Source organism: Arthrobacter humicola (assembly GCF_022803015.1).
Lineage (GTDB): Bacteria > Actinomycetota > Actinomycetes > Actinomycetales > Micrococcaceae > Arthrobacter > Arthrobacter humicola_A.
In genome coordinates this window covers 80,502-93,327 of sequence record NZ_JAFKON010000009.1, presented here as the reverse complement: position 1 = coordinate 93,327, position 12,826 = coordinate 80,502, and the positions used below count along the sequence as shown (strand labels likewise).

The 12,826-nt window shown below is 67.0% G+C and carries 13 protein-coding genes; 11 read left to right on the top strand and 2 right to left on the bottom strand.

Annotated elements, in window-relative coordinates; genetic code table 11:
- Positions 1-78 precede the first annotated feature (78 nt).
- Positions 79-819 (bottom strand): GntR family transcriptional regulator, encoded by a 741-nt coding sequence (locus ARTB_RS16965; RefSeq protein WP_243181584.1) that lies wholly within the window; start codon positions 817-819, stop codon positions 79-81.
- A 348-nt stretch (positions 820-1,167) separates the two neighbouring features.
- Here ARTB_RS16965 and ARTB_RS16960 point away from each other — a divergent pair, with 348 nt between their 5' ends.
- The 6 genes from ARTB_RS16960 to ARTB_RS16935 are packed head-to-tail and all read left to right on the top strand — an operon-like array spanning position 1,168 to position 7,159.
- Positions 1,168-2,163 carry a substrate-binding domain-containing protein gene (locus tag ARTB_RS16960; RefSeq protein WP_028275612.1) on the top strand — a complete coding sequence of 332 codons (996 nt, stop codon included), beginning with the start codon at positions 1,168-1,170 and terminating at the stop codon, positions 2,161-2,163.
- Positions 2,164-2,215: 52 nt separating this feature from the next.
- A complete protein-coding gene (locus ARTB_RS16955; protein WP_028275613.1) occupies positions 2,216-3,265 on the top strand; it encodes an ABC transporter permease in 1,050 nt (349 codons plus the stop codon).
- A gap of 16 nt (positions 3,266-3,281) precedes the next feature.
- A complete protein-coding gene (locus ARTB_RS16950; protein WP_028275614.1) occupies positions 3,282-4,199 on the top strand; it encodes an ATP-binding cassette domain-containing protein in 918 nt (305 codons plus the stop codon).
- A gap of 31 nt (positions 4,200-4,230) precedes the next feature.
- A complete protein-coding gene (locus tag ARTB_RS16945) occupies positions 4,231-5,334 on the top strand; it encodes a Gfo/Idh/MocA family oxidoreductase (RefSeq protein WP_243181583.1) in 1,104 nt (367 codons plus the stop codon).
- Positions 5,334-6,128, top strand: a complete 795-nt coding sequence (locus ARTB_RS16940; protein ID WP_243181582.1) for a TIM barrel protein — start codon at positions 5,334-5,336, stop codon at positions 6,126-6,128. The genes ARTB_RS16945 and ARTB_RS16940 overlap by 1 nt, the downstream gene beginning before the upstream one ends.
- Positions 6,125-7,159 carry a Gfo/Idh/MocA family oxidoreductase gene (locus ARTB_RS16935; RefSeq protein ID WP_243181581.1) on the top strand — a complete coding sequence of 345 codons (1,035 nt, stop codon included), beginning with the start codon at positions 6,125-6,127 and terminating at the stop codon, positions 7,157-7,159. Before ARTB_RS16940 ends, ARTB_RS16935 begins: the two co-directional genes overlap by 4 nt.
- Positions 7,160-7,180: 21 nt before the next feature.
- Here the strand turns inward: ARTB_RS16935 and ARTB_RS16930 are convergent, their stop codons facing one another.
- On the bottom strand, positions 7,181-7,954 hold the full coding sequence (locus tag ARTB_RS16930) for a gamma-glutamyl-gamma-aminobutyrate hydrolase family protein (protein WP_243181580.1): 774 nt from the start codon (positions 7,952-7,954) through the stop codon (positions 7,181-7,183).
- A gap of 39 nt (positions 7,955-7,993) precedes the next feature.
- Between ARTB_RS16930 and ARTB_RS16925 the strand changes: the two genes are divergently transcribed.
- The 5 genes from ARTB_RS16925 to ARTB_RS16905 all read left to right on the top strand — a co-directional run bounded on the left by ARTB_RS16925 (position 7,994) and on the right by ARTB_RS16905 (position 12,822).
- Positions 7,994-8,488, top strand: a complete 495-nt coding sequence (locus ARTB_RS16925) for an SRPBCC family protein (RefSeq protein ID WP_028275618.1) — start codon at positions 7,994-7,996, stop codon at positions 8,486-8,488.
- A gap of 14 nt (positions 8,489-8,502) precedes the next feature.
- On the top strand, positions 8,503-9,210 hold the full coding sequence (locus tag ARTB_RS16920; RefSeq protein WP_243181579.1) for a FadR/GntR family transcriptional regulator: 708 nt from the start codon (positions 8,503-8,505) through the stop codon (positions 9,208-9,210).
- 193 nt (positions 9,211-9,403) lie between these two features.
- Positions 9,404-10,777, top strand: coding sequence for an MFS transporter (locus ARTB_RS16915; protein ID WP_372702868.1), 1,374 nt, complete (start codon positions 9,404-9,406; stop codon positions 10,775-10,777).
- 26 nt (positions 10,778-10,803) lie between these two features.
- Positions 10,804-11,580: an SDR family NAD(P)-dependent oxidoreductase gene (locus tag ARTB_RS16910; protein ID WP_243181578.1), complete on the top strand. Its 777-nt coding sequence runs from the start codon at positions 10,804-10,806 to the stop codon at positions 11,578-11,580.
- Between the two features lie 108 nt (positions 11,581-11,688).
- Entirely contained in the window at positions 11,689-12,822 is a 1,134-nt protein-coding gene (locus tag ARTB_RS16905; RefSeq protein WP_243181577.1) for an LOG family protein, read from the top strand.
- The last annotated feature ends 4 nt before the right edge of the window (positions 12,823-12,826 follow it).

Sequence of the window (12,826 nt, the reverse complement as noted above, 5' to 3'; positions counted from 1 at the left end):
TGTCGCGCCGGAGGCAGGCGCGTGTGTGTGCGGGGTTGGAGCCGGTTGCGCCCGTCGCTGGCGCCTAACTCTGGACGCTTACCTCTGGACCAGTGTCATTTCAAAGCTGTAGGAATCCGCCCGGTAGACGTGGTGGCCGGTTTCCACCATGCGTCCGGTGTCGTCCACCGCGGTCCGCTCCATGGTCACCAGGGCGGAGCCGGGGGTGGTCTCGAGCAGTGGCGCCTGGTAGTCATTGGCGATCATGGCACCGATCCGCTGTGAGGCCAGGCGGAAGTTCACGCCGCCGTTGCGCAGAATGGCGTAGAGGCCCTGCGCGCCCAGGGAAGCCTCGTCGAGGGCGGTGATGTCATCCCGCACCCAGTTCTCCATCAGGGCCAGCGGCTTGCCGCCCACCTTCCGGAGCCTGGTGAAGTGGTAGACCTTGGCGCCGGCCGGAAGCTGCAGAGCCGTCCGGATCGCGCCGTCCGCCTCCTCATGCGAGAAGCTGAGCACGTCGGTGGTGGGCTTGCTGCCGTTGTTGCTCAGGTCGTCGTAGAGGCTGGAGAGTTCCAGCGGGCGGCGGACCTGGCTGGACACCACCTGGGTGCCGACGCCGCGCTTGCGGACCAGGAGGCCCGAGCGGACCAGCTCGTCCATGGCTTTTCTCATCGTGGGCCGGGACAGGTTCAGCTGGGCGGCCAGGTCGATCTCGTTTTCCAGCCTGCTGCCGGGTTCCAGCAGCCCCGTGTGGATCGCTGCCTCGATGCCCTGCACCACTTGGTGGTACAGCGGCACCGGGGAAGAGCGGTCGATCCGCAGATTCAGTTGATTCGCCACTGGACATGCTCCCTTGTGCTCCGCGGCGGCCGTTGTGCCGGCCTGTCCGCGTATGTCAGGCTATGTTCGCTTGATAGGACATACTGCCTTTTTCTGATAGTAGCAGGGCTGCCAAGAGGTGCCAAGGGCTGCTGTGACGGGCTTTGTTTGCGGGGGTCGGGCTGTCGGCGCTGGCCCGGCAAGCTCTGCGAATGCGACATTCCGACCCCACTTCGTTACGTCCAAACATCCTAATGTCAGGACAAACTATTGACAACTGTGATTGGAGTCACCATGATCGGTTGTAGATGGCTCATGGACCGACGCGATGAAGCGGCCGGCGTGGCCCGGAATCAAAGGAGATTGATCGTGACCAAGTTCTCGTGGCGGAAGGCGACCCTCGTGGCGGCCGTTGTACCCATGCTGGCCCTGAGCGCGTGTTCCAGCACCGGCGGCAAGCCCGCAGACTCAGGCAATGCGGCTGGCGGAGGCCAGGCAGCCAGCACCTCCCGCATCAAGGTCGCCCTTATCACGCACGCCGCAGCCGGTGACACCTTCTGGGATATTGTTCGCAAAGGCGCCGAGGAGGCATCGGCAAAGGACAACGTTGAGCTCCTCTATACGTCCGATCCCGAAGCCGGGCGCCAGGCCCAGCTCATTCAGCAGGCCATCGACCAGAAGGTCGACGGCATCGCGGTCACGCTCGCCAAGCCCGAAGCCCTCAAGGACGTCCTGAAGAAGGCCTCCGACGCCGGCATACCGATTGTGAGCCTCAACGCCGGCGAATCGGTCTCCTCCCAGCTCGGAGCATTCACCCACTTCGGTTCCAACGAGCAGCTCGCCGGTCAGGCCGTGGGCACCAAGCTGGCCGCGGACGGCTACAAGCACCCGGTCTGCGTGATTCAGGAACAGGGCCACGTGGGACTTGAAGCACGGTGCGCGGGCGTCAAGGCGAAGGTTCCCGGAACGGAGATCCTTTACGTCGACGGCAAGGATATGACCTCCGTTCAGTCCACCGCGACTGCCAAGCTTCAGGCCTCCAAGGACGCCGACGTCATCATCGGCCTCGGCGCCCCCATCACCCTGACCCTCCTCAAGTCGGTCACTGACGCCGGCAGCTCTGCCAAGGTTGCCAGCTTCGACCTCAACGCGGAGCTCGCCCAGAAGATCGTGGATGGTGCAGTTCTGTTCACCGTGGACCAGCAGCCGTGGCTGCAGGGCTACGGAGCCGTTGACGCCATCTGGCAGAACAAGCGCGGCGGCTTCAAGATCGGCGGCGGCCAGCCTGTGCTGACAGGCCCGGCGGTCATCGACAAATCCAATGCGGCCGATGTCCTGACCTTCGCCCAGCAGGGCGTCCGCTAACAGCCCGCTGGCCGGGCCGGTTCGCGCCGGCCCGGCGGCAAGGAGACTTATCATGACCATCACCCAGACCAAGACAAAGTCGCCGGCGCCCGATGAGCGCGTCGCCAAGCGCAGTCCGTTCCAGAAGTTGCTCGGACGTCCCGAGGTCGGTGCCCTGGTGGGCGCGATCGTCCTCTTCATCTTCTTCGCGTTGGTGTCCCCGACCTTTACCCAGCCCGGTGCCCTGGCGACCATCCTGTACGGGTCCTCCACGATCGGGATCATGGCGGTGGGGGTGTCCTTGCTGATGATCGGCGGGGAGTTCGACCTCTCCACCGGCGTCGCCGTGATCACCTCGGCGCTGACCGCGTCGCTGTTCAGCTGGTACTTCACCACGAACGTCTGGGTCGGCGTCGGCCTGGCCCTGGTGGTCTCCTTGTCCGTCGGGTTCATCAACGGCTGGATCCTGATCAAGACCAAGCTGCCGTCCTTCATCGTCACCCTGGCCACGTTCCTGATGCTGACCGGCCTGAACCTGGGCCTGACCCGGCTGATCGGCGGCTCGGTGTCCTCGCCCTCGATCTCGACCATGGACGGTTTCGCCTCGGCCCGGGCGGTGTTCGCCTCCTCGGTGAGCGTCGGCGGCGTCGACATCAAGATCACCGTGTTCTACTGGTTCGCGCTCGTCGCGGTCGCGACCTGGGTGCTGATGCGGACCCGGGTGGGGAACTGGATCTTCGCCGTCGGCGGGGACGCGAACGCGGCCCGCGCCGTGGGCGTGCCGGTCAAGGCCACCAAGATCGGTTTGTTCATGGCCGTGGGGTTCTGCGCCTGGATCCTGGGCATGCACAACCTCTTCGCGTTCGACACCGTGCAGTCCGGTGAGGGCGTGGGCAACGAGTTCCTCTACATCATCGCCGCGGTGATCGGCGGCTGCCTGCTCACCGGCGGGTACGGCTCGGCGATCGGCGGCGCGATCGGCGCGTTCATCTTCGGCATGGCCAACAAGGGCATCGTCTACGCGCAGTGGAACCCGGACTGGTTCAAGTTCTTCCTGGGCCTGATGCTGCTGCTGGCCACCATCGTCAACCTCATCGTCAAGCGCCGCGCGGAACTGAAGTAGAAGGGGCCCCGGAACCATGAATGCCAAAGAGATCGACCAGCAGACCCTGCTGCAGAACGAAAAAGACCCGCTCACCCACACCCCGGTGCACCTGCTCTCCCTCGACGGGGTCGGGAAGCACTACGGGAACATCATCGCCCTCTCCGAGGTCACCATGGCGGTGGACAACGGCCGCGTCACCTGCGTGCTGGGCGATAACGGTGCGGGCAAATCCACGCTGATCAAGATCATCGCCGGCCTGCACCAGCACGACGCCGGAACACTGAAGATCATGGGCCAGGAGCGGAAGTTCAGCTCCCCCCGGGACGCCCTCGATGTCGGGATCGCCACGGTCTACCAGGACCTCGCCGTGGTGCCGCTGATGCCGATCTGGCGGAACTTCTTCCTCGGCTCGGAGCTCACGTCCGGCTTCGGCCCGTTCAAGAGCATGGACGTCGAGAAGATGAAGGACATCACGCTCAAGGAACTCGCCGCGATGGGCATCGACCTGCGCGACGTCGAACAGCCCATCGGCCAGCTCTCCGGCGGTGAACGCCAGTGCGTCGCGATCGCCCGGGCCGTGTACTTCGGCGCGAAGGTCCTGATCCTGGACGAGCCCACCGCGGCGCTGGGCGTGAAGCAGTCCGGCGTGGTGCTCCGCTACATCCTGCAGGCCCGCGACCGCGGCCTCGGCGTCATCTTCATCACCCACAACCCGCACCACGCCTTCCCCGTCGGGGACCGGTTCCTGCTGCTCAAACGCGGCAAATCGATCGGTTACTACGACAAGAAGGACATCACCCTCGACGAGCTCACCGCCCAGATGGCCGGCGGCGCAGAACTCGCCGAACTCGCCCACGAACTCGAACAACTCGGCGGCCACAGCGACGTCGTCAAAGAAGTCCAGGGCGAAGTCGCCGACGTGTCCCAGACCACCGGCAAGACCTACGGGTAACCGCCGCCCCAACTCCTGAAAGGACAAGCCTTTGGCTTACCTCAACCGCAACGCCTCCGACGCCGTCCTGCCCGTGCGGATCGGGCTGATCGGCTCGGGCTGGATGGGCGCCTTCCACGCCGAGAGCATTGCCCGCCGGGTCCCCGGCGCCGTCCTTGCCGCCATCGCGGATCCGAACCTGGAATCCGCCGGGGCGCTGGCTGGCGCCCTGGGCACCACGAAGGTGACCGCCGACGCCGCTGACCTCCTGGCCGACCCGGCGATTGACGCCGTCGTCATCGCCAGCCCCGCGCGTTTCCATTCCTCCCTGATTGGCCAGGCCGCAGCGGCCGGAAAGCACGTCTTCTGCGAGAAGCCCGCCGGTCAGGGGCTCGAGGAGCTCGACGCCGCCCTTGACGCCGTCGACGCCGCCGGGGTGCACTTCCAGATCGGCTTCAACCGCAGGTACGCCGCAGACTTCCAGGCGGCCAAGAAGGACATCACCGCCGGAATCGTGGGGCAGCCGCAACTGCTTCGTTCGCTGACCCGGGACCCGGGCACGGGGAGCATCGGCCACGCCGCAAGGATCCCGGCATGGACCATCTTCCTCGAAACCCTGATCCACGACTTCGACACCCTGAACTGGTTCAACGAAGGCGCCGAACCCGTGGAGGTCTACGCCGTCGCGGACGCGCTTGTGGAGCCGGGACTGCGGGACCAGGGGTTCCTGGACACCGCCGTCGTGACCATCCGCTACAGCAACGGTGCGATCGCCGTCGCCGAGGCAAACTTCAGCGCGCTGTACGGTTACGACATCCGCGGCGAGGTTTTCGGCTCCAAGGGCATGGTCCAGGCCGGCCGCGCTACCGAAACCGCCGCCCGCCGGTTCACCGCCGAGGGGATGTCCGCCGACACCCCACGGCTGAACGTCGAGCTCTTCCGGCAGGCCTACACAGACGAGCTGGCGGACTTCGCCGACGCCGTGCGCGCCCGGCGTGACGGCACCGCTCCGGAGTCGAAGCCCTTCACTCTCACTCCGGGAGCCAGCGACGCCCGGCGCGCACTGGCCGTGGCGCTGGCCTGCATTGAGTCCGTCAAGCGGGGGACCCCGGCAACGGTCAACACAGTGGCCGTCAACGAGAACGTGGTCCTCTGATGCGGCTCGCCGTGTGCGCTGAGATGGTCTTTACGGACCTGCCGTTCACGGAGCGGGTGCGGCGGCTCCACGAGGCCGGCTTCGACGTCGAACTCTGGGACTCGCGGCCCAAGGACATCGGCGCGCTCAAGGCCACCGGGGCGGTGTTCTCCTCCATGACCGGATACAGCTCCGGCAGCCTCGTGGATCCGGACACGGCGGACGAGGTGGTGCGGACCGCCGAGTCCCTGATCCCCACCGCCCTGGAACTTGGCGTCAGCCGGCTGGTGGTCCACCCGGCGGAACTCGTCGACGGCCACGCGGCCCGGCCTGTCTACCGCTCCAGCGGACACATGTGGGCCACCGGCGCCCGGACCCTGGAACGGCTCGGGAAGCTCGGTGAGAAGTACGGGGTGACGTTCTGCCTCGAGAACCTCAACACCATCCGGGACCACCCCGGCATCCCGCTGGCCCGGGCCAAGGACACCCTGGCGCTCGTGCAGGCTGCCGGGCACCCGAACGCCAGGCTCATGCTGGATCTCTATCACGCCCAAATGGGGGAGGGGAACCTGGTCGAGCTCGTCCGGACCGCCCTGCCATACCTCGGCGAAATCCAGGTGGCGGACGTTCCAGGCCGTTGCGAACCCGGAACCGGGGAAATCAACTACGCGGCCGTGGCCAGGGCGCTCGCGGACGCAGGCTACGAAGGAACCGTGGGCATGGAAGCGTGGGCCAGTGGCGACAGCTATGCGGCCCTGGAGGCCTTCCGTGCGGCGTTCACCGTGCCCGCACCAAACATGAGAGTGGAAGTATGAAAGACGTAATCCTTGGACTCGCCGGCGTTGGGCGGATCGGGGTCATGCACGCCAACAACATCGCCGCCCTCAACGAGGTCCTGAACCCACAAGGGATCCGTGTCCGTCTCCGCCTCACTGACGTCGCCGAAGAGCACGCCCGGACGGTGGCAAGCGGTCTCGGTGCCGAATTCCTGCCCTCGGTCCAGGCGCTGCTGGCCTCGGGGCTGGACGGCCTGGTCATCGCCACCGGAACCGGGACCCACCCCGAGCTCATCAAGGCCGGCGTGGACGCCGGGATCCCGGTGTTTTGCGAAAAGCCCGTGGCCCTGAACGTGGCCGACGCCCTGCCGGTGCTCGACTACATCCGGGACCGGAACGGCGTGGTGCAGATCGGGCATCAGCGCCGGTTCGACGCCGGCTACCTGGAAGCCCGCCGCGCTTACCAGGCCGGCGAGCTCGGCTGGATCCATTCCCTGCGCGCCGTCACGTGCGACATGACGCCGCCCCCGGTCGAGTTCCTGGCCAGCTCCGGCGGGCTCTTCCGTGACTGCTCGGTCCACGATTTCGACATCCTGCGCTGGCTCACAGGCCGCGAAATCGTCGAGGTCTACGCCAAGGGCTCCAACAACGGGGATCCGGCCATCGGTGAGGCCGGCGATGTGGACACGGCCCTCGCGGTGGTGACGTTCGACGACGGCACCGTGGGAACGGTTTCGGCGACCCGCTACAACGGGGCGGGCCATGATGTCCGGCTGGAAATTCAGGGCTCCCGCGGCTCGCTGATGGTGGGCCTGGACGACAAGACGGCCATGGCCTCCGCCGAAGCGGGGATCGCTTTCCCCGCGGGGAAGCCGCACCTGACGTTTGCCGAGCGGTTCGAGACGGCGTACCGCTCCGAAATGGAGGCGTTCGTCGACCTGATCCTTGGCCGCCGGGAGAATCCCTGCACTCCGGAAGACGCCGTCGCGGCCTCCCGGGTTGCCGATGCCGCCCAGGAATCGCTGGCCACCGGTGCCCCGGTCAAGGTGACGGTGAGCGTCGGCAGCTGACCACGGCCCGGGGCGTCCGGCTCAGGGCCGGGCGCGGCACGCCTCGACGAAGGCCCGGAAGGGCGCGAGCCGTTCCCCGGCCGGGAGCTCCAGGGCCTCGGGGTGCCACTGGACCGAGGCCACCCAGCGCTCCGGATCCTCCAGCGCCTCGACGGTCCCGTCCTCGGCCACGGCCGTCGCCCGCAATCCTCCGGCCACCCGGGCCACAGCCTGATGGTGGCCGGAGGCGATCTTCACGTTCACGGCACCGGAACCGCCGCCGTAGAGCGCGGCCACCCTGGAGCCGGCCCGCACCGCCACCTCATGCCAGGCCCACGGGCCGGCCCCGTGCACCGGCGCGGGCTCGCGGTGCGCCACCGTCCCCGGCGCCATGTCCTGGATGAGCGTCCCGCCGTAAAGTATATTGAGCAGCTGATGCCCGCGGCAGATGCCGAACACAGGCAGCCCGGCGTCGATCGCAAGACGCGCCACGGCGAGATCCAGCGCGTCCTGGGCAGGGCTGACGTCGTAGCAGACGTCACCGCGCAGCTCGCCGTAGAGGGCGGGGTCGAGGTCGCCGCCGCCGGGAAGGACGACGCCGTCAAGGCAGGCCATCGCCGCGGCGAGGCCGCCGTCGTCGGGCCCCGGAGCGTCGAGCAGCACCGGTTCGCCGCCGCCCTCGCGCAGCAGTTCCACGATGTACTCGAACAATGCGTTGGCTTCCGCCACGCGCGGGTCGGGATCGGAGGAACTGCTGAGGCGGACGGGAACGCCGATGCGCGGCCGACCGCGAAGGGGGTTGCGGGAAGTCTGCATGCCTCATTCTGCAACACGATCGCGGACTAGGATTACTAGATGAATCCCCGCTATCTCGTGTCCCGCAGCCGGTACATCGCCGCAGCCCCCGAAGCCATCTTCGAGGTGCTCGCCACGCCTGCCCTGCACAGCGTGATCGACGGCTCGGACACGGTGAAGGGCACCCAGCCGCGCGGGCCACGGCGCCTGTACCTCCGCGCCAGGTTCGGCATGCAAATGAACATGCGGGTGAACTACAAGATCCTCAATACCGTCTGCGAATTCGAGGAAGGCCACCGGATTGCATGGCGGCACTTTTACGGCCACGTGTGGCGCTACCTGCTTGAACCATCCACGGGCAAGGACGGCACCGCTGGCACCCTGGTCACCGAGCAATGGGACGCGCGGCAGGTCCGCGGCAAGAGCCTGCTCCGGATGGCCGGCTACCTGCGCCGCCATCCGGCCAACCTGGAGCAGACGCTGGCCAAGCTCGACGCCTACATGGCTGCGCACCCGGACATGGGTAATGTGGATGGCAGCACGAAACGAGACTGAAGGTGGGAACTGGGATGGGCCGCAGGACACTGGTCGACGATCTCGTCGACGGCCTGCTGACCGAAATCCTTGACGGAAAGCTCCTGCCCCACAACCCGATTCCGCCCGAGGCCGACATTGCCAAGGCCTACGGCGTCAGCCGGCTCACCGTGCGTGAGGCCCTCAAAGCTCTCCGGGCGCAAAACATCCTCTATGTGAAGGCCGGCCGGGGAACCTTCGTCAATCCCACGGACAACTGGACCGGCCTGGACGCGATCTTCAAGGCAGCCTCCCATGGCAATGCGGCCGACCAGGTCTCGGTGGGACTGATTGAGATGCGACGGATGGTGGAGACCGGGGCCGCGGCGCTCGCCGCCAAACGCTATACCCCGGAGCAGGCCGAGCGCATGCGCGAGTGCATCGCGGATATGAAGCGCTTCCACGCCTCCGGCGACCTGGACCGCTTCGTGGAGGCGGACATTGGTTTCCACGACGCCGTCCTGAAGGCGTCCGGCAACCCCTTTGTCCGGGCCCTGTTCGCCCAGTTGGGCCAGCTGCTGTACGTGACCCGGCGCGAAACGTCGGCCGTCGAGGTGATCCAGCAGCATGCCATCGATTACCACCAGCGGGTCCTGGACAGCATTCTGAGCGGCGACGCCGAGCGCTCGCGGCAGGCGATGGATGAGCACATGGACCAGACCAATGCGGACTACGAACGCTACGTCCGGGGCGCCAAGTCCTGACGTCCGCCTCCGGACTCTTGACGTAATCCGAATCACATCCTAAGATTTTGGCTAGTTCCTGAATCAGATGTCTGACATCTGACTCAACAAGAATCCTGCAGCACGCGCTTCCAGGCGGGCAGGATGACCACCCCAATCCACCGCTTTCCTCACCCGGCACAGCCGCAGGGCAGGAAAACACTTAAGAAGGTCGATGATGACTTCATTAGCCCCCAAGTCCTTCGGACTCGGCGAACTGGGCGACCGCACGCTCCGCAAGGTCCGCCGCCGCGTCATGCCCCTGATTGTCCTGCTCTACTTCGTTGCCTACCTGGACCGCAACAACGTCGGATTCGCCAAACTCACCATGAGCGAGGACATCGGCCTGAACTCCGCTGCCTACGGTCTGGGCGCCGGCATCTTCTTCCTTGGCTACGCCCTCCTGGAGGTTCCCAGCAACGCCGGCATGTACCGGTTCGGAGCCCGGAAATGGCTGGCCCGCATCCTGATCACGTGGGGCATCTTCGCCACCGCCATGTGCCTGGTGAACGGTGAAACCACGTATTACATCGTCCGGTTCCTGCTCGGTGCCGCCGAGGCCGGGTTCTTCCCGGCGATCCTGTTCTACCTGACACTGTGGTTCCCTGCCGCGCAGCGCGTCACGGTGCTGGGCATCTTCATCCTTGCCCAGCCCGTATCCAATGCGCTCGGCGCCCCGGTATCCGGGCTCCTGCTGCAGATGGACGGCGTCATGGGCCTCCAGGGCTGGCAGTGGCTCTACATCATCGAAGGCATCCCGGCGATCGCCCTCGGCCTGCTGACGCCCATCCTCATGACTGACCGTCCGCGGGACGCCAAATGGCTCGAAGCCGACGAGCGCAACTGGCTCACCGCCACCATGGACGCCGAACTGGCCGCCAAGTCCCAGTCGGGCAAGCACAACTTCATGGCCGGGCTCAAGGACAAGCGCACCCTGGTCTACTCCGCCCTGTACTTCGGCCTGGTGTGCGGGATCTACGGCCTGGGCCTGTGGATGCCCACCATCGTCGCGGCCCTCGGCAAGTTCTCCACGGCAGAGGTCGGTTTCATCGTCTTCATCCCCTATGCCGTGGCCGCAGTATTCGTCTACTTCTGGAGCAAGCGCGCGGACCGGACCGGCAAGCGTGCCTGGCACGCCTCGGTCAGCATGGTGCTGGCGGGCGTCGGACTCGTGGCCGCCGGCTACCTGCTGCCGGTCAACCCGTTCCTCGCGATGGTCGGCCTGACGCTCTCCGCCATGGGGATCTACGGAGCGATCGCCCCCTTCCTCTCGATGCCCTCCGCGGCGCTGACCGGTGCGGCTGCCGCTTCCGGGCTGGCCCTGGTGAACTCCCTCGGAAACCTCGGCGGCTTCATCTCCCCGTACGCGGTCGGCCTCCTCAAGGACGCCACCGGAAGCAACCAGAGCGGGCTCCTGTTCCTGTCCCTGTGCCTGTGCATCACGGCCGTGGCCACCTACCTGTACGCCCGCCGGCGCCCCGAAGGCGACGCCGGCCTTGACCCAGCGGTCGCAGCGGCTGCCGCCGTCGACCCGGCCAAAGTATCCTGATCCGAACCCCCGAAGGAATCTTCGTCATGACATCAATTACCCCGTTCCCCACTGAACGCACCGTGGTCCTGACCGGAGCCGCGTCAGCCCGCGGCATCGGCCGTGCCGCCGCCGACCGCCTGGCCAGCGAGGGCTGGTCCATCGCAATCCTGGACATCAATGCCGAGGACGCCAGCGCCGCTGCGGCCGAAATCGGTTCCAACCGTGCGGTCAAGGCCGTCGGCGTCGGTGCGGACGTCTCCGACGCCGCGTCGGTTGACCGGGCCATCACCGAGATCGAGGGCTCGCTGCCCCCGATCGTCGCGCTGGCCAACCTGGCCGGCATCAGTTCCCCGACGCCGTTCATGGACACCACTGTCGAGGAATGGGACAAGGTCTTCGCCATCAACATGCGCGGATCCTTCATCGTTTCCCAGCGCGTGCTCAAGGGCATGATCGAGCGCAAGCTGGGCCGGATCGTGAGCATCTCCTCGATTTCGGCACAGCGGGGCGGCGGCACCTACTCAAAGGTCGCCTACAGCGCCTCCAAGGCCGGGATCATCGGATTCACCCGCGCCCTGGCCCGCGAGGTGGGCGAGTTCGGGGTCACGGTCAACGCCATCGCCCCCGGCCCCATCGACACCGACATCATGGGCGGCACCCTGAGCGAGGAACGCAAGGCACAGATGTCGGAGGGCATCATGATGGGGCGGGTCGGCAGCCGCGAGGAAGTGGCGGCCCTGATCGCCTTCCTGCTCGGCCCGGACGCCGGTTACATCACCGCGGCCACCTATGACATCAACGGCGGCCTCCAGGTCTCCTAACCTGCACGGACCCCCGTTGCGCTATCACTTTTGGGCCTCAAGATCCCGGAATGGCCACCAGGAGTGATGGCGCCACGGGGGAGCTTGGCCACGGTCTAGGCTGGCTCCATGAGCGCCGCCCGCAGCCTTCACCCCAGCCCCCGCACGTTGGAGGTCGAGAGCCTTGCCGGTTTCGACCGGCTGGTCGCGGCGGGGGCGCGCAGCATGCACGGCTGGCACGTCCAGTCGCTGGACCTGCGGGGCCGCCGGGCCCAGCTGACGGCGCTTGAGGCCCAGGGCGCGGTCTTCCTGGGCTGCAGGTTCGACGACGGTGTGGAGGATTTGCTGCGCGGCCGGGGCGCCCTCATCTTTCCCCGGCTCACGGCCGTGCCGTTCAACCCCTACCGCGGGCAGCTGTACACGCCGCAGGAACTCTATTCCGGGATCGCCACCTCACCCTACGAGGACACGCTCGACGCGCGGGTGTACCAGTGGAGCATCCGGCCGGGCCAGCGCCGCCGTCTGGATGCGACACTGGCCGCCGCCCTGCATGACCACTCGATCGGCGTGGCACTCGACGAACTGGCCGGCACCTATCTCCGCGCCGGCCGCACGATGGTGGGGGTCATGGGCGGGCACATTGCCCGCCGCGGCACCGCCGTCTTTGAGGGCGCCGCGCTGCTGGGCCGGCTGCTGGCCCGCAGCGGCCGGGTGGTGGCCACGGGCGGCGGCCCCGGGGCCATGGAGGCCGCCAATCTTGGCGCCTTCCTCAGCGAGGCCACCGAACCGGACTTCCGGCGGGCCCTGGCCGACCTCTCGGCGGTGCCGTCCTTCCGCCCGTCGGTGGCCGCCTGGGCGCGGACGGCCGCGGCGGTCGCCCAACGCCACCCGGAGGGTGTGCCGTCGCTGGGGATTCCCACATGGTTTTACGGTCATGAACCACCGAACTTCTTCGCCACGCATGTGGCCAAATACTTCGCGAATGCCATCCGGGAAGCCATCCTGCTTGAACTGTGCAACGGCGGGATCGTCTTTTTGCCGGGTTCGGGCGGCACGGTCCAGGAGATCTTCCAGGACGCCTGCGAGAACTACTACGCCGCCCCGGAAACCGTCACTCCCATGGTCCTGGTGGGGCACGAGCACTGGCTGCGGCGATTCCCGGCCTGGCCCCTCTTGCAGAGCCTGGCGTCCGGGCGCCGGATGGAGGGAAGGATCTTCCTGGTCGATACGGTCGAAGAAGCCCTTGAGGCGCTGGAGCGCTAGGGGG